General features: G+C 41.0%; 25 protein-coding genes, 1 tRNA gene and 1 other RNA gene. 10 read left to right on the top strand and 17 right to left on the bottom strand.

Annotation, left to right across the window (positions count from 1 at the left end; translation table 11 throughout):
- Nucleotide 1: 1 nt before the first annotated feature.
- A complete protein-coding gene (locus BB781_RS07530; RefSeq protein WP_164997814.1) occupies nucleotides 2-586 on the bottom strand; it encodes a cohesin domain-containing protein in 585 nt (194 codons plus the stop codon).
- A gap of 118 nt (nucleotides 587-704) precedes the next feature.
- Complete coding sequence (locus BB781_RS07525) at nucleotides 705-1,679, bottom strand: radical SAM protein (protein ID WP_094227882.1); 975 nt, start codon at nucleotides 1,677-1,679, stop codon at nucleotides 705-707.
- A gap of 192 nt (nucleotides 1,680-1,871) precedes the next feature.
- On the opposite strand from BB781_RS07525, the gene cbiM reads away from it, so the two are divergent.
- Both cbiM and BB781_RS07515 read left to right on the top strand, forming a co-directional pair.
- On the top strand, nucleotides 1,872-2,522 hold the full coding sequence (cbiM, locus tag BB781_RS07520; RefSeq protein ID WP_094227881.1) for a cobalt transporter CbiM: 651 nt from the start codon (nucleotides 1,872-1,874) through the stop codon (nucleotides 2,520-2,522).
- The gene (locus BB781_RS07515; RefSeq protein ID WP_242492576.1) at nucleotides 2,519-2,833 is read left to right on the top strand and encodes a PDGLE domain-containing protein; all 315 of its coding nucleotides are present in this window, start codon (nucleotides 2,519-2,521) and stop codon (nucleotides 2,831-2,833) included. The genes cbiM and BB781_RS07515 overlap by 4 nt, the downstream gene beginning before the upstream one ends.
- A gap of 25 nt (nucleotides 2,834-2,858) precedes the next feature.
- On the opposite strand, the gene cbiQ is transcribed toward BB781_RS07515, so the two are convergent.
- Nucleotides 2,859-3,665, bottom strand: a complete 807-nt coding sequence (gene cbiQ / locus BB781_RS07510) for a cobalt ECF transporter T component CbiQ (RefSeq protein ID WP_094227880.1) — start codon at nucleotides 3,663-3,665, stop codon at nucleotides 2,859-2,861.
- 11 nt (nucleotides 3,666-3,676) lie between these two features.
- A complete protein-coding gene (locus tag BB781_RS07505; RefSeq protein WP_094227879.1) occupies nucleotides 3,677-4,522 on the bottom strand; it encodes an energy-coupling factor ABC transporter ATP-binding protein in 846 nt (281 codons plus the stop codon).
- 238 nt (nucleotides 4,523-4,760) lie between these two features.
- Between BB781_RS07505 and BB781_RS07500 the strand changes: the two genes are divergently transcribed.
- The 3 genes from BB781_RS07500 to BB781_RS07495 all read left to right on the top strand — a co-directional run bounded on the left by BB781_RS07500 (nucleotide 4,761) and on the right by BB781_RS07495 (nucleotide 7,066).
- The gene (locus BB781_RS07500; protein WP_094227920.1) at nucleotides 4,761-6,392 is read left to right on the top strand and encodes an ABC1 kinase family protein; all 1,632 of its coding nucleotides are present in this window, start codon (nucleotides 4,761-4,763) and stop codon (nucleotides 6,390-6,392) included.
- A 188-nt stretch (nucleotides 6,393-6,580) separates the two neighbouring features.
- Nucleotides 6,581-6,733, top strand: coding sequence for a class I SAM-dependent methyltransferase (locus tag BB781_RS15335; RefSeq protein ID WP_129582657.1), 153 nt, complete (start codon nucleotides 6,581-6,583; stop codon nucleotides 6,731-6,733).
- A 15-nt stretch (nucleotides 6,734-6,748) separates the two neighbouring features.
- On the top strand, nucleotides 6,749-7,066 hold the full coding sequence (locus BB781_RS07495; protein WP_094227878.1) for a class I SAM-dependent methyltransferase: 318 nt from the start codon (nucleotides 6,749-6,751) through the stop codon (nucleotides 7,064-7,066).
- 71 nt (nucleotides 7,067-7,137) lie between these two features.
- Here the strand turns inward: BB781_RS07495 and rpl12p are convergent, their stop codons facing one another.
- The 8 genes from rpl12p to BB781_RS07455 all read right to left on the bottom strand — a co-directional run bounded on the left by rpl12p (nucleotide 7,138) and on the right by BB781_RS07455 (nucleotide 13,267).
- Nucleotides 7,138-7,440: a 50S ribosomal protein P1 gene (gene rpl12p / locus BB781_RS07490; protein WP_094227877.1), complete on the bottom strand. Its 303-nt coding sequence runs from the start codon at nucleotides 7,438-7,440 to the stop codon at nucleotides 7,138-7,140.
- Nucleotides 7,441-7,493: 53 nt separating this feature from the next.
- Entirely contained in the window at nucleotides 7,494-8,522 is a 1,029-nt protein-coding gene (locus tag BB781_RS07485; RefSeq protein WP_094227876.1) for a 50S ribosomal protein L10, read from the bottom strand.
- A complete protein-coding gene (locus BB781_RS07480; RefSeq protein WP_094227875.1) occupies nucleotides 8,519-9,160 on the bottom strand; it encodes a 50S ribosomal protein L1 in 642 nt (213 codons plus the stop codon). Before BB781_RS07480 ends, BB781_RS07485 begins: the two co-directional genes overlap by 4 nt.
- Nucleotides 9,161-9,318: 158 nt before the next feature.
- Nucleotides 9,319-9,804, bottom strand: coding sequence for a 50S ribosomal protein L11 (locus BB781_RS07475; protein WP_094227874.1), 486 nt, complete (start codon nucleotides 9,802-9,804; stop codon nucleotides 9,319-9,321).
- A 36-nt stretch (nucleotides 9,805-9,840) separates the two neighbouring features.
- Nucleotides 9,841-10,308 (bottom strand): transcription elongation factor Spt5, encoded by a 468-nt coding sequence (locus tag BB781_RS07470; protein WP_094227919.1) that lies wholly within the window; start codon nucleotides 10,306-10,308, stop codon nucleotides 9,841-9,843.
- A gap of 2 nt (nucleotides 10,309-10,310) precedes the next feature.
- Nucleotides 10,311-10,493, bottom strand: coding sequence for a protein translocase SEC61 complex subunit gamma (locus BB781_RS07465; protein ID WP_394335330.1), 183 nt, complete (start codon nucleotides 10,491-10,493; stop codon nucleotides 10,311-10,313).
- A 203-nt stretch (nucleotides 10,494-10,696) separates the two neighbouring features.
- The gene (gene ftsZ, locus BB781_RS07460; protein WP_094227872.1) at nucleotides 10,697-11,806 is read right to left on the bottom strand and encodes a cell division protein FtsZ; all 1,110 of its coding nucleotides are present in this window, start codon (nucleotides 11,804-11,806) and stop codon (nucleotides 10,697-10,699) included.
- Nucleotides 11,807-11,863: 57 nt separating this feature from the next.
- Nucleotides 11,864-13,267: a D-aminoacyl-tRNA deacylase gene (locus BB781_RS07455; protein ID WP_094227871.1), complete on the bottom strand. Its 1,404-nt coding sequence runs from the start codon at nucleotides 13,265-13,267 to the stop codon at nucleotides 11,864-11,866.
- 195 nt (nucleotides 13,268-13,462) lie between these two features.
- Between BB781_RS07455 and BB781_RS07450 the strand changes: the two genes are divergently transcribed.
- Both BB781_RS07450 and BB781_RS07445 read left to right on the top strand, forming a co-directional pair.
- The gene (locus tag BB781_RS07450) at nucleotides 13,463-14,119 is read left to right on the top strand and encodes an MBL fold metallo-hydrolase (protein ID WP_242492575.1); all 657 of its coding nucleotides are present in this window, start codon (nucleotides 13,463-13,465) and stop codon (nucleotides 14,117-14,119) included.
- A gap of 21 nt (nucleotides 14,120-14,140) precedes the next feature.
- Complete coding sequence (locus BB781_RS07445; protein WP_094227870.1) at nucleotides 14,141-14,470, top strand: ribonuclease P protein component 4; 330 nt, start codon at nucleotides 14,141-14,143, stop codon at nucleotides 14,468-14,470.
- An 11-nt stretch (nucleotides 14,471-14,481) separates the two neighbouring features.
- Here BB781_RS07445 and BB781_RS07440 read toward each other — a convergent pair whose 3' ends face one another.
- From BB781_RS07440 to ffs, 3 genes are all read right to left on the bottom strand, one after another.
- Nucleotides 14,482-14,700, bottom strand: a complete 219-nt coding sequence (locus tag BB781_RS07440) for a hypothetical protein (RefSeq protein ID WP_094227869.1) — start codon at nucleotides 14,698-14,700, stop codon at nucleotides 14,482-14,484.
- 97 nt (nucleotides 14,701-14,797) lie between these two features.
- Nucleotides 14,798-14,882: transfer RNA gene (locus BB781_RS07435), tRNA-Ser, on the bottom strand.
- A 58-nt stretch (nucleotides 14,883-14,940) separates the two neighbouring features.
- An RNA gene (gene ffs / locus BB781_RS07430) (signal recognition particle sRNA) lies at nucleotides 14,941-15,255 on the bottom strand.
- Nucleotides 15,256-15,398: 143 nt separating this feature from the next.
- Here ffs and BB781_RS07425 point away from each other — a divergent pair.
- Nucleotides 15,399-15,638: a transcriptional regulator gene (locus tag BB781_RS07425; protein ID WP_094227868.1), complete on the top strand. Its 240-nt coding sequence runs from the start codon at nucleotides 15,399-15,401 to the stop codon at nucleotides 15,636-15,638.
- A gap of 41 nt (nucleotides 15,639-15,679) precedes the next feature.
- Here the strand turns inward: BB781_RS07425 and BB781_RS07420 are convergent, their stop codons facing one another.
- Nucleotides 15,680-17,056, bottom strand: a complete 1,377-nt coding sequence (locus BB781_RS07420) for an ATPase domain-containing protein (protein WP_094227867.1) — start codon at nucleotides 17,054-17,056, stop codon at nucleotides 15,680-15,682.
- Nucleotides 17,057-17,153: 97 nt separating this feature from the next.
- Between BB781_RS07420 and BB781_RS15685 the strand changes: the two genes are divergently transcribed.
- On the top strand, nucleotides 17,154-17,297 hold the full coding sequence (locus BB781_RS15685) for a hypothetical protein (RefSeq protein ID WP_164997812.1): 144 nt from the start codon (nucleotides 17,154-17,156) through the stop codon (nucleotides 17,295-17,297).
- Nucleotides 17,298-17,305: 8 nt separating this feature from the next.
- On the opposite strand, the gene BB781_RS07415 is transcribed toward BB781_RS15685, so the two are convergent.
- Nucleotides 17,306-18,085 (bottom strand): ATPase domain-containing protein, encoded by a 780-nt coding sequence (locus BB781_RS07415; RefSeq protein ID WP_094227866.1) that lies wholly within the window; start codon nucleotides 18,083-18,085, stop codon nucleotides 17,306-17,308.
- 485 nt (nucleotides 18,086-18,570) lie between these two features.
- Between BB781_RS07415 and BB781_RS07410 the strand changes: the two genes are divergently transcribed.
- The coding region (locus BB781_RS07410; RefSeq protein WP_277985488.1) for an S-layer protein domain-containing protein at nucleotides 18,571-19,217 on the top strand (647 nt) is incomplete at its 3' end.

The raw sequence follows: 19,217 nt of genomic DNA, 5'->3' as shown, positions 1-19,217 counted from the left end.
TTCATTTTCGTGTAAAATAAAGGCACATCATTGCAAATGCTAGGGGTATAAGGCTGTTCTGTCCTGACTGTTTACTCTCTTTTTCTGCATCGTCCTGGTTGGCTGCAACAGCTGTTACATCACCAACAATTACTTTTGCATTTTTAACTGTTACTTGCAGGCTTTCTCCTGCAGAATTGGTGATGACCACGTTCCTCAGTTCTATGTCTGTGATTCCTGCAGTGTTTTTTGAAATGAGGGTGACGGTTGCAAAGGTGCTGGGTTTAAGAAGCATGTCATTTCCCATTATGACTGAATATATGCCGGTAACAGTACCAAGCTCATTGTTAATGCTTCCTCTTGAAAATATTGTGCTTTTTCCTCCCTGTTTAAAAAAGCTGCCTTCTACAATAGTTGTTATATTGACAAGTGCCGGATCAAATAACAGTTCAAGTTCAGCTCCGGACACGTTTACATCTGACTCAATCGTGATTGAAAGTGTAAAACTTTCTCCTTCGTTTACGCTGGTCTTTTCCGGAGAAATGCCTATAATTACTTCCGCACCTGCAAGGCCTGTAAAGGACAGGAAAACCAGTATTGTGTACAAGATAAAAAATGATGAGGGTCTGCGTTTCTGATTGCCGGACATAGATAATACCTTTTAATTATAATTTGTGGTGTTAATATATTAAAAGTATCGCATGTCAATTTTATCCTGGCAGACGTTACATCCATTCGTAATTTTGTGCAACTTCCAGATTGAAATTGTACATCAGGCTGTTCTCGACATAACCAAAAAAAAGGCATTTACGGCAATTGTGTGCTGTATCCTTCCGGACTTTTTTTGTTTTCTCCCACACCGTTCCAATTCCTTCACTGATATGACCTATGGGGTTACGGTGAACCCTGCAGTTCTCAATACTTCCATCTGCAGTTACATCCAGTATTATGTCATTTGCATGGCACACAAATTCTGTCTTCAGGTCCCGGACCATTTTTAGGTACGTATAAGAATTGATGATTGGGTAACCTTCCTTTTTCATTTCGATTATTCTCTCCACGGTCCTGTGATATTTATCCATCTCCCTGATTCCCATATTGTTCCATGTGTCTTCTCCGATTCCCTGGAACTCATACATAGGTTCAAATGAAATTTTCACATCAATGTCCTTTGCCATGGTGATGAGTTCTTCGATATCATCAAGGTTCTTGCCACTGATCACGCAGTTCATCAGGAGTGGATTTTTGATGATGCTCTTTGCTTTTATTATCCCCGGCATTATCCTGTTCAGGTTTATTCCCCTTATTTCCTCATAGCTGGTTGTTCCGTCTACTGATACGGAAAGGTAATCTAGGTTCTTCAATTCATCTATCCTCTTCTCCAGCAAAAGCCCATTGGTTATGAGCGAAGTCATCATACCAAGCTGTTTCGCATGTTCAAGTATTTCTGGCAGGTCATTTCTAAGCAGTGGTTCTACTGTCCATGCATTGTATACAAGTATTCCAAAAGCTCTTGCTTCTTCAAGGAGTTTAAATATGTCGTGTAGTTCCATTTCTTTGCCATCAGTTTTCCAGTATTCGCAAAAAGAGCATTTCATGTTGCATCGGGAGTTGATGGCGTGGGACAGGACAAAAGGACGTTTTCTTATCCGCATCTGCCAGACGGCCTTTGCGGCAATAAGGGGGGAATATTTTGCCATATAGTTTCATCCGTTTTATTTGTTCTATCACTTTCTCTTTTATATATCTTGGTTTTGTAAATCCTCTGTTATGTAATACGATTTATCATATTCTTAGTTCATTACATATATATAGTTCTTATTACGTATTCACAAGTGTTACGAAAAGCTTCAATTTTCATATTGATACTTATAACTTTATGAGGACTTAAAATGCATATACCCGATTCATTTGTACCCATGAGTCAGGCAATAGTCTACTGGCTGATTGCCCTGCCTTTTATATTTATGTCCCTTAAATGGGCCAGGAAAGATCTTGATGACATGAAAGTACCTATTCTGGCGGCACTTGCTGCAGGAATATTTGCCATACAGGCACTCAACATTCCCATAGGTATGGGAACAAGTGGGCACATGGTTGGTGCGACTCTTGTTGCTATTATATTTGGAAGTCCTATGGCCGGTGTTCTTGTACTTACACTTGTGCTTCTTGTCCAGGGTTTTGTCTTTGGTGACGGCGGCATAACAACAATGGGTGTCAACATCCTGAACATGGGTGTCATTTCCGGTTATATAGGATACTACACTTTTGTGGTTCTAAAAAACAAGGCAGGAATTAAAACGGCAGCCTTTGTTGGTGCATGGCTTGGATTGTTCATATCTGCTATTGTATGTGCCGTTGAGATGGCCATTGCAGGCACGTTCCCTCTGATGGCAGGACTTGCAGCAATGGGGCTTTACCACCTGATAATTGGATTCATCGGTGAAGGTCTCATCACAGCTATGGTTATCACAGCTATTGAAAAGTCAAGACCTGATCTGCTGGATACTTCCCTTACAAGTACACAAAAGGTGAAAGCATGAGTCTGAAAACCAACTCCCGTATGAATATGAAATTCCTGTATGCGGGAATTGTAATTGCTTTGATTATATCTGTCCTTGCTCCTTTCCTTGCTTCTCCTGACCCAGACGGTCTGGAAAGTGCCGCAGGGGGAGTTATAGATGAATACACATTCTCAGCGTTGGAAGAATCAGAACCTTTTATGGAATCTCCAATGCCTGATTATGCAATTGAAGGTCAGGGAAAGATGGGTGAAGTACTTGCCATAGTGATAGGTACTCTCCTTGTATTGGGAATCAGTTATACGCTAGGGAAAGTTGCAAAGAAACAATAATCCTTTTTTTCTTTATTTTTTCTTTTCACGTTACAATAGCTAAGAGCAATATTCCAGTTGTTACCACTGAGTAAAAAAGATCTGCAGCTTTTATCTTGCTTTTATGCATATATATGTTGTTTTCACTTGAATATCCTCTACAGAGCATGCTGATGTATGTTCTTTCTCCTTGTTCATAAGAGCGGATGAACAATGAACTTATCGTGTATGCAATCTGCTCAAGGATCCATTTACGGGGCACTTTTCTGTTCCATATATTGAACAGTCGCGTCTTCTGTGCCACTCTTATACGTTTGAGTATTATCCAGAATACGAAAAGATATCTGACCATCATTGAAAGTATCAGGGTGAACTCTGCTGGCATTCCAAGGCGTCTTGCAGAAATTACCATGTCGCTCATTTTCGTAGTTGAGGACATTAGTACAATAGCTGTTATGCAGACTATGTATTTTGCAAAGAGCATCATCCCGAAAAATATTCCCTCGTATGTAATTGTGATACCAAAGGGCAGTTCAAGAGGATATACTGTAAATGAGTCAATGAATGGTTGCCTCACAAAAGGTTGGACCACGATAATAGCAAATCCAAATGGCAATGTGGAAAGAAATCTCATGAGTGTATAAACAGGGTTGAGTTTTGCAACTACAATGAGGCATATCAGATAGAACTCAATGATTGCCAGTTTCATAAAATTTGCTTCACTCATGCGGGGTAGGCTAACAGCAAAAATGATGATAAAAATGGTTGCAAGTATCTTCACTCTCCCGTCAAGCCTGTGGACCGGGCTGTCTTTGTATGCTTCCCTTTCAATATCAGTGAGTGTGATCTCCATGGGCCGGCCTTTTATTTACTGTTCTCTACAAGTCGTATGATCTCATCCCTTGCATCCTGGGGTGTTATCTTTATATCAGCATCTAAGCCCGATTCTTGCAGGAGCTCAAATACCTCTGCTATCCGTGGCATTCGAAGGTGTGCATTTTCAAGTATTGCGTGTTTTTTGAATATCTCTTTTGCTGTTCCGCTTGCTTCTATTTTTCCGTGGTGCAGAATGTAGACGACATCTGCAAAAAGAGGGACTATATCAACGTCATGTGTAGACAGGATAACAGTTATACCGAATTTTTTGTTCATTCCATCTATTATTTCCATTATTTTCTCAGCACTGAAGGGATCAAGTCCTGCGGTGGGTTCGTCAAGAACCACTACTTCCGGTTGCATTGCCAGCACCCCTGCAATTGCAACAAGTTTTTTCTGCCCCCCGCTGAGATGATGGGGCGAACGTTCTTCATAACCGGAGAGGTTCACAAGTTCCAGTGCTTTCTTTACTCTTCTTTCAACTTCATCTTCAGCAAGTCCCATGTTAATGGGGCCAAATGCTACGTCCTGCTCGATAGTGGGTGCCAGTATCTGGTCATCTGGATTCTGGAATACAATCCCTACAGTCTGACGTACACTTCTGATATTCTTCTTTGAAATCAGTTCACCTTTTACAAGTACTTCTCCAGATGCCGGTTTAAATATTCCGTTGAGGTGTTTGAAAAGTGTTGATTTGCCAGCTCCATTTGCCCCGAGAATGGCTATCTTTTCTCCGGGATATATATCAAGATCGATGCTATCAAGGGCTCTTATCTTGCTGCTTGCATAGAAATAGGATACTCTTTTTAGCTGGACAATAGGTTTTTTGGTCATTGTAGTCACGCGTTGATTTTACAGCAGGCCAAAAGCCTGTTTTTGACAGGTAGCTTTTCATTCTACATAAGAATCCTGTTATAAATACTTGTTTAGTGTTACCAATCACCAATTATTTTTTATTTTCTGGATTTGAATGATATTTTTTCATGCTGGGAGTCTTTTTGTTTCTATGTGAAAAGAAGTATTATTAGAATGATACATATCTATATTTACTAACAGGACAGACATGGTATTGATGTTCAGGAAAATCCGCAGGTACATTACTATTTTCAGAGTATTTTCAAAATACAATCTTTTCAGTCTTCTGTATAGTGAGGTCAACCAGTATTATGTTTCCAATCGGAGGACTCCCTGCGTATTGGATGTTAAGAACAGGGAAAATGCAGTAAAACTAAGAAAGGCCCTGGAGGAGCTTGGCCCTACTTTCATAAAGCTTGGCCAGATCCTGAGCAAAAGGCCGGATATCGTTCCTGCTGTTTATATAGAGGAGCTCGGAAATCTTCAGGATAATGTCAATCCTCTTGACTTTGACACGATGAAGGTGGCATTTGAAGGCTTTAGGTGCAGTATAGGGACTGAAGAAATATCTGAGAGTCTGGGAAATCCTGATTTTGACATACTGGACATATTTGATGGTTTCAATACAGAACCAATTGCTTGTGCCTCTATAGCACAGGTCTATGAAGCGTCTTTGGATGGTAAGAAGGTTGCTGTAAAGATAACAAGGCCCAATCTGATAGACACTATCAATCTTGACCTTGCGATATTGGATGACTTCAAGCCTCTTATTGTGAGGGTTATTGGCCTTGGGAGCAATTTTGACATTGATGCCTTCCTGTATGAGTTCAGGGAATTACTCAACCGTGAGCTTGACCTTAGCAATGAGGCAAGGAACATCAAGCGCTTCCAGGAGAACTTTGCAGATGTGAAGGAAGTGCATGTGCCAAATGTCTATGATGAATATTCAAGTGAGAATATTCTTGTCATGGATTATATGGAAGGTGTCACTATCAGGAAACTCTCACAAATTTCTCCGGAAAAGAAAAAATGGTATGCTAAGATTATCAGTACCAGTTACCTGAAGCAGGTGTATATCGATGGTTTCTATCATGCCGATCCTCACAGTTCCAACATAATAATTCAGGAGGACGGTATTGCCTATATCGACTTTGGAGCTGCAGGAACTATTGATGATGAGCTACGACGCAATATGCTGAACCTTTTCTATGGTATATACAAGAAGAGGGTTGATGTTGTTTTTGAGGCCTTCCTGAAAATAACCGGTATAAACCGAGAAGATATAAATGTGCGACGCTTCAAGCTGGATCTTGATGATATTATCTCTAAACAGAATTATTCTGCTGGTGAGAGGCAAAGTGACAACTATGCTACACTGGCACTGAAATATAACCTTTCCCTCCCAAGCGAGTTCTCAACTCTAGAAAGGGCTTTGATACTAATTGAAGCAAATTGTCTTGAACTTGATCCAAGATTTAACCTGCTGGAAAATGCAAGACCTGTTATTACAAAGGTTTTGATGAAACGCTATTCTCCTTTTGAGGCATTTGAATACCTGCAATTGGAAGGTGACAGGTATCTGGATATAGTGAAGAACCTGCCCGAAGGGGTAAATGATGTCATTGAAACAATAAGAGGTTACAGGATCGAAAGACTGGAAAAGAAGACTGATGAGATAAGGAGGTATAAAACCTTTGATTCAATTGCGAAGTATCTTTTCCTGTTGATTATTCTGATATCATCTGCGTATCTGGCCGTAAACGGTGATGGTTATCTGCTAATGATGGGTGCTATAGGTTTCATCAGTGCTATCCTTCTTTTTGCAGTGATGTTGCTGAAGAGGTCTTAGAAAATATCAATTGGTGTTGTAAATTATAATTCAACATATCTGTAGTGGGGGGTTAGAGATCAATCATAAAAAGGGAAATAATTTCGGTTGGTTCTTCGGGGGAAAACATTATACTTTTTCGCTACAATCTTGGTTTTGGAAAATCTTATTATAAACATGTAGTTTCTCTCCTTCCTCTTGAGAAGGGTATGTCTATTTTGGATCTGGGATGTGGGACAGAATCTCTGGGAATTGCAGTTTCAGAACTTCTTGATGGGGAAGTGAGTATACATGGACTAGATCTCTCCGATATGCAGCTGGGATATGCGGCAGATAAGGGAAAAAAAATGTTTCATCTTTGAATCTTTATAGGGTCGATGGATATTTTACCTTTTATGGATGAGATTTTTGATATTGTTGTGACATCAGTGGCATTCTGTGAAACAACATTTTATGTACGCAAGGGTGCTATCATGGAGGTATCCCGTGTGTTGAAGAACAACGGTTTTTTTGCGATTGTTGACTGTGCAAAACCGATTCTTGGAATGGATACTGTAATGTTGCCTCCTTTTTTCATGTTCAAGGAAAATGCAGACAGCTGGAACGATCATTATCCAGATATTTGCAGGAACAATGGCCTTAAGCTTGTAAAAGATATATATATATATATATATATATATAATATCCTATGTTAAGTGCCAGCTCTTTAGAAAAGCTGATTTAAAAAAAGAATAAGGATGTCCGCAAAGGCGGACATGAAGTTTGATTATCCGAAGAGTGCTCCAAGACCGGCCATGCCGTTCTCTTCTGAGTGGTCTTCTTCTTCTGGTGCTGCTTCCTCTACAGGTGCTGGTGCTGCTGCGACTGGTGCTGCTGCTGCTGGTGCTGCTGCGACTGCTGCAGTTGCCATTGCTTCCTCGATGTCGACGCCCTCAAGAGCTGCAACGAGTGCTTTTGCACGTGCATCGTTAACTTCTACACCTGCTGCCTGAAGTACGGCAGTAACTGTTTCTTCTGTTATGTCTTTACCTGCTTTGAACAGTAAAAGTGCTGCATATATATATTCCATGTAATATCACCTTTTATTTTATCAATGTAAATGTTATAGTTTGTAAATTCTGATCATCCAAAGAGTGCTCCAAGACCGGCCATGCCATCCTCTTCTGAACTCTCTTCTTCCTCTTCCTTCTCTTCAACAACTTCCTCTACAGGAGCTGCTGTGACTGCGCTGGCAGCAGCAGATGCGGCTGCACCAAGTGCTTCCTTCAGTTCTTCGTCAACTGCTTCTTCATTATTGGCAGAAGCCGCTGATGCAACTGAGAACATCTGTAACTGTGCTTTTCCAAGCAATGCATCGATAACGCCTGGCTCCAGGATCACTGCTTCGACACCAAGGTTGCGTGATTCTGTTGCAGCCTTTGAGATAAGTGTCTTGATATTCTCTGCAGTTGGATATGCTGCAAAGACTGACATGTTGAATGCCTGTTGTACTGCCAATACGATATCAGAGAAGTATTTACTTTCGTCGATAGCGAGTACATCTGGTGTGAAGACTGAACCGTTCTCAAGAGCTGCCCTCATGTCAAGACCTACTACCATTGGGTAGATCTCAAGTCTTGTAAGCATTGCTGCAAGCTTCTGAGAAACTGCTTCTCCTTCCTTTGCGACAGTCTTCGTTTCCTTGATAGTCACTTTTCCGGCTTCCATTCCCGCAGGTATTCCTGCAGCCTGCATTTCTCCGAGAATCGGTCCAGGTGGGAATGATGTTGGTCCTTTTTGGACTATAATATCGCGAGGTGCGATAGTGCCTGCTTTAATAGGTGAAGGAGTCTTGCTCTTCTCCATTGATTTGTATAGCTTGAAAGGATTCTGTTCGGTAAACACCAGGGCGGTCTGTACGTCTACGTACTTTTCCATCTCCTTTACGTCGCCGGATTCCTCCAGCGCTCTTCTGATAAGGGTGTTTCTTGATACTTTCAAAACCGCATTATCTTTAAGGTCCCTTCGCATTTTTTGAAGTTGCTTTGCAGGAATTCCTCCAATACCTACGACAGCTATTATCGGGTATTTTTTTATAAGTTCCTTTATTTCTTCAACTTCATCTTTTTTCCACTGAGGGATGTGGCTGGTGTGGTGTTCTTCTTCCATTATAGCACCCTCACTGATTTACCCATGGTGGTTGTAACATAAATAGCTTTTATGTTATGCTTACCCTTTTCAAGGGATTGCTCCACTCTGCTAAGGACTGTTTCTATGTTCTCTGCAATTTTCTGGATATCCATGTCCCTGCGACCAACAGATACGTGGAATGTGAGCTTGTCTTTTGATCTTATTCTGATGGTGTTTCTTGAACTGTTAATAAGATCGGCAACGTTCTTTCCTGGTTGCAATGGAACTGGCATTTTTCCTCTTGGACCCAGTATAGCACCAAGGTTTTTACCAATTTGTGCCATATACTGTACTTCCGCAATGAAAAAATCGCACTCATTGGCGATAGTCCTTGCACGTGCTTTATCTGCTCCGATGTCTGCAAGATCTACATCTGAAAAGACATATTCTGCACCTGCTTCTTTTGCCTGCAGTCCAACCTCACCTTTCGCAAAGACTGCGATCTTAAGGCTTCTTCCGCGACCGTGTGGAAGGAATATCTCTTCATCAACACGGTTTTTAGGCTGACTCATATCCAGATTCTTTAAGTTGATAGCTAGGTCAACGCCTTCGGGGAACTTCCTCTCAGGTGACTCCGCTAATAACTTTTCGATAGCTTTTATTATATTGTTGTCTGCCATTCTTTACCTCCCGTAGTGTCGAACATGAATGTTCAGGCAGGACCGCTTCGGTCTACTACGGCTGTATTTAGAGTACTAGGTCAAAGACCTGAACTCTGTCTATAATGACACTCCAATAAGAGGTATTTGTTTTAAACTTATTGGTTAAAGCATGGAATTTACCATGCTTCCTGTGCCAATACATCATCGAACTGTCCTTCATCGATAGCTTTCTGGCATTCCTTTGGAGGCATACCTTCAGCTGTCACTCCCATGGGGACGCAGGATCCGAGAACCTCTTTCACAGCAGCTTTCAAGTCATATGAGAGGATATCATCTTTCTTCATACGTGCAATCTTTGCTGCCTGGGCGATTGTAAGGTTTCCGACAATCACTGTTTTTGGTTCTCCTGATCCTTTTTGGACGCCTACTTCTTTAAGTATGAGCGCTGACGTTGGTGGAGTTCCGACTTCTATCTCAAAACTCTTATTGTCTGCGACAATTACTTTTACAGGGACTTGCATCCCATTGTAATCTCTTGTTTTCTCGTTGATCTTCTCTATAACATCTTTGATGTTAATTCCAAGAGGACCCAAGGCTGGACCAAGTGGTGGTCCTGGATTTGCTTTTCCTCCTGGGACCAATGCTTCAACAACATTTACCATTTGAATATCACCATTAAATTGAATATGTAAACTATCTCAGGAATTCCCTTCCTCTTCTTTCCTGAGGACTCTTACAGTATCTCCGCGAATAGTTATAGGTATCGGTACAACTGCATCGAATAGCTCTACAGTTATCTCCTCGTGACCTTCATCGACTCTCTTTACGCGAGCTCTCTCGCCTTTGAATGGGCCGGATGTGATCTCGATTATCGCACCCTCTGATATTCCGGTAACCGTTGGTTTTGGTGTAAGGAAATGTGATATCTCTTCTATAGATGATTTTCCTTTCACTACGGCCCGGGCATGAGGTACGGTCTGTATTGCCTGTTCAACATCTCCTGGGGATACAGCTTCTATAAGCACGTATCCTTTCAGTTCATCAGGAGCAAGGATGGCTCTGATGTCTAGATGATCTTTTCTTGCAACCTGTGTAATCATATTTGCAACCGAACGTTCCTGATTCGCAGTTGTTTTTACTACGAATATCACAGACTCTGCGGTCATGATTACACCCATTGCGGCATCTCTACCAATAGCAGATATATAAGGAACCCTACAAAACCAATTGCAAGTATTCCCAGCCCAGCAACCTTGGCTATGGTCAGGAATTCCTCTCTGGATGGTTTCTTTGTAAGCTTGAGGACCCTTAAATATGTCTTCAAGGATTGGTTTATGCTAGTTCTATTGATTTTACTTAGATCAAATGAGTTTTCTGCCAAAGTACTTCACAACCGGTTATGATTGATTATATTGCATGCGTATAATAAAATGCCAGACCTTTATTGTCTGCTAATATATGTAGCGCGACCAAAACAACGTCTTTGATAAAATACCTTTCGATTGAATCGCACATGCGATCCAACCAAAAACACATTATTAAAAAAGGGTTAGTTTATTTAACGAAATCGATTCCGTATTTCCTTGTTACGTTCTTGGCTCCGCCGTGACCGTATATCTGGGGTGATTTCACTCCGGTTACGACTATCATGGTGCGCACAGTGTTCTCAAGTTCATCATTGATCTGTGCTCCCCATATGAGCCTTGCTTCCGGATCTATCCTATTGTATACTTCCTGTACAACACTTTCCGCCTCAGCAATTGTCATGTCAGGTCCACCAATAACGTTGACTAGAGCGGATGTTGCTCCGGATATGTCGACGTCAAGAAGCGGACTGCGAAGTGCCTTCTGTACAGATTCAACTGCTTTCATCTCGCCTTCGGCCTCTCCTAGCCCTATCATTGCGACACCACCATTCTGCATGACAGTCCTTACATCTGCAAAGTCAAGGTTCACAAGTCCTGGTTTAGTGATAAGTTCGGTAATTCCTTTCACTGCTCTCATGAGGACTTCGTCGGATACTTTGAACGCAGCCTGCAATGGAAGTCTTGGAACAACTTCAAGAAGCTTATCGTTTGGTACAACGATTACAGTGTCTGCAACGTCTCTTAGTCTCTCAAGGCCAGCTTCAGCATTTGTTCTTCGGACCTGTCCTTCTACGCTGAATGGTAAAGTGACTACAGCAATAGTAAGCGCCCCCGCATCTCTTGCAGCTTCAGCAACTATGGGGGCAGAGCCTGTCCCGGTTCCTCCGCCAAGACCACATGTGATGAACACCATGTCGCTACCATTCACTACGGCAGCAATTTCATCCACACTTTCCAAGGCTGCATCTTCTCCGATCTGAGGAAGACTGCCAGCTCCCAAGCCTCTTGTCTTTTTTCTTCCGATGAGGATCTTCTGGTCTGCCCTGATGGTCAGGAGATGTTGTGCATCGGTATTCACAGCAATGAATTCTGCACCTTTTATTCCTTCATCGACCATTCTTTGAGTACTGTTCGAACCGCCGCCGCCACAACCAATTACTTTGATGTTGGTGTGTAATTGGCGCAGCATTTCCTCTAATTCTGCGTTTATGTCTTTGTGCTCCGGGCTGGTAGCTGAACCGCGAATACGTGTCTCCTGTTCAGACCTTGCCAGTGCCTCTTCTACTATGGATCTCATTCTTTTTCTCCCTCAAATGAAAATCGTATGTTGGATTACAAGTATGAATATTTAAATTTAATCGGACAGTATGATTTCCTTTATTATCCTTTTATGGACCATATCGGGTTTAATTGTCCGTCCTTCCACAACAACAGAATTCCCTTTTGCCAGCTCACCCAACATTGGTCCTGGGGAGATGCCAAAATTCTTTGCTGCGTTTGGATCGAATTTTTTACTTATTACGTATAGTATATTCTCATCAGGAATATATTTAATTTCATAATGCTCTTTTAGTATTTTAATGCATTCATTTGTAACGTTCTGCATAGCATTTTTAGTATCTTTGCCAATTCCCAGTATGTAATTTGATATAGTCCCATTTTTCCTCTCAATGTAAATAGGTGCAAACTGTTCAAATATATCTATTGTTTTATCCCTGTCTGCATTAATGGTTTGCTGAAGCAGTTCTTCATTGATTGTGCAAACAGATAATGCTGATTCTGCATCATTTTCGATTGATATGTATGCTTTATCAAAGGATGATATGAAAACGTCTGTAATCTTCAGTCTGCTCTCAGGACAGAGCTGATCACACTTTTTTTTAATATTTAAAAAATACTTCCATGGAAGTCCCTTAATTTCTTTAATTTCACTCTCTGTTAAGATGGGGTATCTAAGTTCTTTTATAATTCTGTAAAGTCTGTCTCTTTCCTTAGAATTCATGGATTTCTTGTCAAAATAAATGAAATCGGCCTTTGATTTTTCAAAAGCTTGCAAAACCATGCTTTTATCTATATTAGGCAATTGGAAATCCGGGAAATTATGCCCGAATGTTACGTTTGCTTCCATTATCAATTCTGTTTGCCTTGAAGCATAATGTCCTCCTCCAAAGCCGATTGCTACAGGTACTTTTTTAGGACGTGCTTCCAGTATTGCTTTTGCGACAATATCTCCTGCAACATGATCATTCCATTGCTCTTCGCAACTGCCTATCTCTGCATAGACCATTGGTGTTCTCAGGTCTGTAGGTCCATGGTGGGTTGATTCCATGTTGATTGCATAACGGGTGCCTTTTGCCATTTCTTCCATTTTCTTCAGGATAGAACACATTATCTGAGGTGCAGGTATTGACAGTTCCTGTGGCCTTCCTCCAAAATCTGCATTCATCGGATTGCCTGTGAAATGTGTCGTAAGCACCGATCTTCCATCCTTGCTTTTATGCTTTGAAGCCACGATTATCAAATCGCTGTCAAATCCGGAAGCTTTCATCTTATCATCTATTCTGTCCTGGTAAATATGGTGTTCTTTGATCTCTATTATCCGATGGGTTGGATTTTCGTAAACTGACGCCAGGTCTTTCCATTCCTTTGGAAGTTCATCAATCTTGTTCCATTGCTCATTTCGGAGCAAATGTTCTTTTATATTCTGGCTGGCTCTGTCCGCAACTGAGCAAAGTATATTGATTTTCTTATTTCCCATGATATCTTCATCTGATTGTTTTGGCACTCATCTTTTTCTTTTTTCAGGTATATATCTGCTACCTTATGCTAGCCTAATGTCCCTTTCTCTCAGTAGTTTTAATGCCTATTATGTTGTCATCTGGTTAATTATAAGGAAATCAACATTATTGCAATAGTGGCATTACGATTTATGATCTAATAGCGATGTGATATTTTGGGTAGCATAACAATTGACGGAGTTTTGATTAAATGGCTGGGAAACACAGGTTTTATGATAAAAGGAAACGGCATGGTGCTCTATATAGATCCTTGCAACTTACATCACGAGGTTCCTGTTGATGATATGGCGGACTTGCTCCTTATTACTCATGAACACTTTGGTCACTGTGATCCGGACTCCATTCGTAACGTTCGTAAATCCGAATGCACCACTCTTATACCTGGTAATATGAGTTTGCAGTTCAGGGGTGATGCACGAAGGGTCATGGGGGGTGATTCTCTAACTGAGGATCTCAGTATTAAAGATGTGGATATTGAGGTTGTCGCAACATATGAGTGTCATGATGATACTACTTCATTAGGAGAAGGTGTCGGATACTTCTTTGTATTGGGGGGGTTAAAGGTCTATCATGCAGGGCATACGTGCGTTATTCCTGAATTGGTATCTAATTCCGTCGATGTTGCTCTTCTGCCCATTGGTGTTCATCAGGTTATGGGCCAAGCACAAGCAACAAATGCATTAACGGTGCTTTCTCCAAAAGTAGTGATCCCGATGGGTTATGATTCAGATGATGAGGCAGGCGGGAATCTGGATACTTTTATAGGTATGGTTAATGAAAAGTTCCCTTCCGCCAAAGTAGTGCTTCTTTAATTTTACACTGGGTGTCATAAGATGGCGAAATTCAGGACAAAAAACAAGGCTATATCTAAGACAATTGCTCAGGAGCGCATTCAGTATCTCTTTGAAATCGCCAAAAATGAGCTTTCCAATGATTCCGGGCGAAGTGAGCGGTATATTTCTCTGGCACGAAAAATAGGAATGCGACATCGCGTAAGTATACCTGCGGAACTTAAGCGTAATTTATGCAAGAAATGTGGGTCCTTGCTTGTTCCGGGTAAAAATTCAAGAACCCGGCTTAAGGATAGTTATGTTATTATCACATGTCTTGAATGCGGTGAGGTAAAACGATATCCTTTTAATAAGGTATCAAAAGTAAAATGATCACCCATTGATCATGTCATGAGTTTCATTATCAGGTATGCTACCGTGAACATTATTATTCCCATGGTCATGTAAATGAATATGTTCCTGAAAACAACTTCTTTCTCAGAACCTGCTTTAATCCCAAACCCGCCACAGCAGCCTCCTGCTCCGCAGGATGAGCATGCGCTGTTATTTTGGGTTTCAGGTTCCTGGGTGTTTAGTAGTGGAATAATGGTTTTTTCAGACATTTTGGTAATATTTGCTCTTATTATATTAGGAACTTTGCTATTGCAGCCATCATCGATAAGCTGCTAGAAGAATTAGGATTCATCTTAAAAAAGAATACGACGAGGGGGGGATTCGAACCCCCGAGACGCAAAGCATCACAGGATTAGCAATCCTGCGCCATACCGGGCTTGGCTACCTCGTCACAGATAATGTTCGTTCCTAAACGCAATTCAGGTATTTAACGTTTTTCCAGATTAAAGTGGCAGGCACGCCTAAAGTCGTTGTCTATTCCATTTCCAGGTGGTCTGCAATCTCTTCTCCGCCCCGCAACCCTCCAAGCGACGATTGTCTATAGTTGGTTTGCTCCCTTCCGGGCCTGGACTGGTTCCCACAGTTAAGATATAAATACAAGTTCTCCAACAGGCACTTATATCAACATCATCCAAGCAGGACGGGGTTTCTCAGTTGAAATCACAGGTTTGAAAATGGTCCTTACATCTTCCTCAGGCTTCGTCTCCCGCATATCGGCGATTTCGGGTTACAGGTAACGCCGGCCTACCCAGACTAGCCTGCCACCCTTACATATGCATGACAGGTAATAAAAGTATCCTTTGCACTCTCTTTGAAAAACAGTGTTTTTTCTCCGAATCACATGTATAGTAAAATATGTAAAAAAGTAGTTATAGAATGTAACCTAATAATGCATTGGAGGCAGAATATGGAAGAATTAATAGGATTTGTGACCGGTAATAAAAATCGCCAGAAATTACTTGCTCTGTTAGGTTCCAAACATCAGCTAACTGCTGATAAGCTGGCGAAGAACATGCATATTGCTCGTCCTTCAGTCGATAAAATAGTAGAAGAACTCCTTGGAAAAGAGTTAATAGAACACGAATGTGATGTTTATAAACTGACTGAACTGGGCGAAGCTTTAGAACGCAAAGTTCAGAGCATCTAATATTATTTTTTTTTTGTTATATTTAACTGATTTCATATTTCTTATATAAGAGTGTCTGTTCTAAGTTTAATCCCGCTCTCTGTGATGGCATATTCTTTTACTGAGCGCATGTGTTTGGTTCCTCTGGATTTGGTAACACACATGTATCTGCGGTCTCTTGCTCTTGAATTGTGCAGTACGAGCACAGAATCCATTATCGTTGCGGCATCTATATTTTCATGTCCGGGACATTCTGAAGGAGCGATATCTGTTGTAAACAAAGATGTAATGTTGCGGCTTTTCAGATAACTTGTCATTGAGTGGAGGTATCCTTTAATTTCTAAGTTGTCAGATATTGACAATTCAAGGTGATTGGTTCCGTCAAAGAAAACTCTTTTGATATTCATGGCTTCAATGGTTTCCCTGATTCTGGCAGCATGTTCTGCCGGGTATATCTCACTTGGGTTACAACATATGAAATTTAAAAGCCCTTCAGTAATATATCTCTCAAAGTCCCATCCGAGTCTTCTGGCATCAAGTATCATTTGATGTGGCGTATCCTCAAATGTAATTACGATTCCGGGTTCACTATTCTCCAGGCCATGTAGTATGAATTGCAATCCGAACAATTTCTTTCCGGTTCCTGGACTTCCGGCTACAAGAAGACTGTTGTATTTAAAAAGCCCTCCTTCAAACATACTATCTAGTCCAGGGATTCCCGTCTCTACTCTGGTATCTTCCAACTTCATATCATTTTCAGTTTTCATGTGGGGGTACACAGTAAAGCCAGTTGAATTTATATCGTACAAATACTTGCGGGAAGTTATCTCTGAACGTTTTCCAGGGTCTATGCCTCTCATCTTGATGAATTCCAGACGATGATCTGCTCTTGAATTCCTGTCCCCACGCGTAAGATAAATGATGCCATCTGAGAGGTGGCTTATTACTGAGTTATGCAGTTCTGTCTTTAATAGTTCGCCGACAAGGAATGTAAGCATGTTCCTTTCCTGAAGCATGGAATCAAGTGTGTAAAAAAATCTTCTTTTCTCCTGCTCAATGAACCCAAAACCAAGTGGTGTAACAGGATCTATTACCAGTCTGTCAGGCTTGATGGATTCTATTATATTCCCGATCTCTATCAAAGTTGTTAATGGGTCTTTCTCGGCAAGTTGCCTGTTTATCGGGTGTACTTCAAAGGATTTTTCAAAGAAATCAAGTGTTGAATTATACATCGTCAGTTTTTCAACACTTTCGGTTGTAATTGGTATGTAGAGTGCTTTTTCCCCTTCTTTACAAGCGTTTGAAAGCATCTGAAGTGACATTATAGTCTTTCCGACTCCTGCTGTTCCTGCCACCAGGATGGTGGAAGGGGATATCATTCCACCTAGTATTGTGTCAAGCCCTTTGATACCACATGAGATATGTTTTAACTGGTCCATTCTATCTTCTTTTTTAGATTTTGGTTCAATTGGATTGATATTTTTCTATTCGTTAATTTAATATACATTTTTATATAATTACCTGTTGGTGATAATGATGAATTACAGATGTCCGCTTTGTGATGGAAAAATGAACCGTTGGAGATATCCTGCTATCAAAAGACATGATCAGTTTGGCCGCGCACTTATAATCTATAAGTGTGTGGAATGCGGCCATGAGGAGACATTCCCTGATCTTTGAACCTGTTTTTAGAACATGGAATACACTTCTTCGTGCGGGTGAATTATAAATCCGCTAGGTGTTATATCATAGGGGTGGATCTTCTTGCTGTGGTCTGATCCCCTCATTTTGTATATTTCCATACTCCTCATTCTTACGTTCTCGTATCTCTTGTAATATAGTACTATAGTACCGTCTGTGACGAAGTTCTCCACTCCGAACCTGGATGGTTTTGACTCGTCAATGAGTTCACATGTCATCATTGATGTCAAGCCTATCACCTCAAGTGTAGTGCTGAGCTTCAGGAGTTCTATCCTTATTTTTGCAGGGTCCTGAAGATAAAAACTAACTGATGTCGTTGAATCGATAAGTGCGCGTTTAGCATTGATCTCTTCCTGGGTGGCTATTATCTGGTCCATCATTGACCGGATCTCAAATGGTCTTGAATCGACGTATTTTTCCTGTGATGGTATGCCTATCTTGGTGGAACAGGCATCAATAATCACAAGCTGGTTCTCATCTTCAAGTGCCTGCAGGTCCCATCCAAATTTGAGAACGTTTTCTCTTATCTGCTCCGGCCTTTCTTCGGTTGCAACAATTATTCCGTTCTCGCCGTATTTCGTAATTCCATTATATATGAACTGAATAGAAAAATTTGTTTTACCGGCACCTGATGTGCCTGATATCAGATATGTCCTGTCCCGGATAAGCCCTCCGCCGCATAACTCATCAAATCCTGGTATGCCTGTTTTTACACGATTTGCTTCATCGTCCATCGATATTTCTTCAGAAACTGCACCATCGAACATCTTGTTATTTCTCTCCTTGTGATTAGTAATCTGATAAGTGGATTGAAAAGTTTATCATATATATTGACTTTTATTTTATGTCTATTTTATGTTATAATATATATAAAGATGTTGAATTATTCCTATTGCGATGGCACTGAATATAGTTGTTTTTGTTGAAAATGCTAATCGACAATCTATTAACTTTATTCTCTTATTTTCTTGTGTTTTCCTTCTTTATTCCCCATTAAGTTCGACATTTACCGTCAATTGCATCGATATTTGCCAATGCAACGCGATAATAGTTTAAGATTTGACCACAAAAGATTTAATACGGCAATTGTTTAATAGAACACTTGTAATCCAATATGACGGGATTAGGAGGGTGATGAAGTCTCCTTCGGCAATAGACGAATCGTGTATTTGCTTATTATCCGAAGGCAAATAAAGTTATTACGCTTTATTCTTTGATTCTCACCTTAGATCATAAAATACGGAGGAAAATAATGAAAAGATTTACAACAATTGCACTGATTGCTCTTGTTGCAATTGCAGCTTTAATAGTGCCTGCAACTGCAGCTGTGCAGTCCGTGGAAGTACGCAGCAGCGTATATGATCCAGCAATTGATGGTGTTAATATCGTCATCAATGCTACTACATTCGCAGGATTCTGGTATGACATGGATGAAGATCTTTCCAGCGAGGAAATGAACATCACATTCACAACAGCAGCTGACCGTTCAATTGCAGACGGTAACCTTGAATATATCACTACGGTCCAGCAGACTGGCTATGACCAGGGCGATTTTGATCTTGAGCCTGATTTTGCGACCAACCTGGATAACGACACTTATCCTGTAATCGGTCTCTTTGCAGACAAATATGTACCTCTTGATGACAATGAAGCAGATGAGCTTGTAAAACTTCTCCTTGACACTGATGACAAGTACACACTCAGAACCGGTTCCGCTCTTGAGCTTGCAAACGGTTACGCACTCACTGCAAAGCAGATAGACGTTGAAGGTAACAAGGTCTGGATGGAACTTTCCAAGGACGGCGACTTCATAGAGGATGAGGTAATCACTCCTACGGCAGCTGGTTTCACATGGACCTACGACACTGATGTAGGCGACAAGGAAGATGTCATTGTATT

It is taken from the genome of Methanolobus psychrotolerans, assembly GCF_002243045.1.
In the GTDB taxonomy this organism is placed as follows: domain Archaea; phylum Halobacteriota; class Methanosarcinia; order Methanosarcinales; family Methanosarcinaceae; genus Methanolobus; species Methanolobus psychrotolerans.
This window is presented reverse-complemented; position numbering and strand designations above follow the sequence as displayed.

What these genes read in the sequence shown, in the direction of transcription:
- BB781_RS07525 (WP_094227882.1), bottom strand. Translation starts at nt 1,679, where the DNA reads ATGGCAAAATATTCCCCCCTTATTGCCGCAAAGGCCGTCTGGCAGATG.
- cbiM (WP_094227881.1), top strand. Translation starts at nt 1,872, where the DNA reads ATGCATATACCCGATTCATTTGTACCCATGAGTCAGGCAATAGTCTAC.
- BB781_RS07515 (WP_242492576.1), top strand. Translation starts at nt 2,519, where the DNA reads ATGAGTCTGAAAACCAACTCCCGTATGAATATGAAATTCCTGTATGCG.
- cbiQ (WP_094227880.1), bottom strand. Translation starts at nt 3,665, where the DNA reads ATGGAGATCACACTCACTGATATTGAAAGGGAAGCATACAAAGACAGC.
- BB781_RS07505 (WP_094227879.1), bottom strand. Translation starts at nt 4,522, where the DNA reads ATGACCAAAAAACCTATTGTCCAGCTAAAAAGAGTATCCTATTTCTAT.
- BB781_RS07500 (WP_094227920.1), top strand. Translation starts at nt 4,761, where the DNA reads ATGTTCAGGAAAATCCGCAGGTACATTACTATTTTCAGAGTATTTTCA.
- BB781_RS15335 (WP_129582657.1), top strand. Translation starts at nt 6,581, where the DNA reads ATGTCTATTTTGGATCTGGGATGTGGGACAGAATCTCTGGGAATTGCA.
- BB781_RS07495 (WP_094227878.1), top strand. Translation starts at nt 6,749, where the DNA reads ATGGATATTTTACCTTTTATGGATGAGATTTTTGATATTGTTGTGACA.
- rpl12p (WP_094227877.1), bottom strand. Translation starts at nt 7,440, where the DNA reads ATGGAATATATATATGCAGCACTTTTACTGTTCAAAGCAGGTAAAGAC.
- BB781_RS07480 (WP_094227875.1), bottom strand. Translation starts at nt 9,160, where the DNA reads ATGGCAGACAACAATATAATAAAAGCTATCGAAAAGTTATTAGCGGAG.
- BB781_RS07475 (WP_094227874.1), bottom strand. Translation starts at nt 9,804, where the DNA reads ATGGTAAATGTTGTTGAAGCATTGGTCCCAGGAGGAAAAGCAAATCCA.
- BB781_RS07470 (WP_094227919.1), bottom strand. Translation starts at nt 10,308, where the DNA reads ATGACCGCAGAGTCTGTGATATTCGTAGTAAAAACAACTGCGAATCAG.
- ftsZ (WP_094227872.1), bottom strand. Translation starts at nt 11,806, where the DNA reads ATGAGATCCATAGTAGAAGAGGCACTGGCAAGGTCTGAACAGGAGACA.
- BB781_RS07455 (WP_094227871.1), bottom strand. Translation starts at nt 13,267, where the DNA reads ATGGGAAATAAGAAAATCAATATACTTTGCTCAGTTGCGGACAGAGCC.
- BB781_RS07445 (WP_094227870.1), top strand. Translation starts at nt 14,141, where the DNA reads ATGGCGAAATTCAGGACAAAAAACAAGGCTATATCTAAGACAATTGCT.
- BB781_RS07440 (WP_094227869.1), bottom strand. Translation starts at nt 14,700, where the DNA reads ATGTCTGAAAAAACCATTATTCCACTACTAAACACCCAGGAACCTGAA.
- BB781_RS07425 (WP_094227868.1), top strand. Translation starts at nt 15,399, where the DNA reads ATGGAAGAATTAATAGGATTTGTGACCGGTAATAAAAATCGCCAGAAA.
- BB781_RS07420 (WP_094227867.1), bottom strand. Translation starts at nt 17,056, where the DNA reads ATGGACCAGTTAAAACATATCTCATGTGGTATCAAAGGGCTTGACACA.
- BB781_RS15685 (WP_164997812.1), top strand. Translation starts at nt 17,154, where the DNA reads ATGAATTACAGATGTCCGCTTTGTGATGGAAAAATGAACCGTTGGAGA.
- BB781_RS07415 (WP_094227866.1), bottom strand. Translation starts at nt 18,085, where the DNA reads ATGTTCGATGGTGCAGTTTCTGAAGAAATATCGATGGACGATGAAGCA.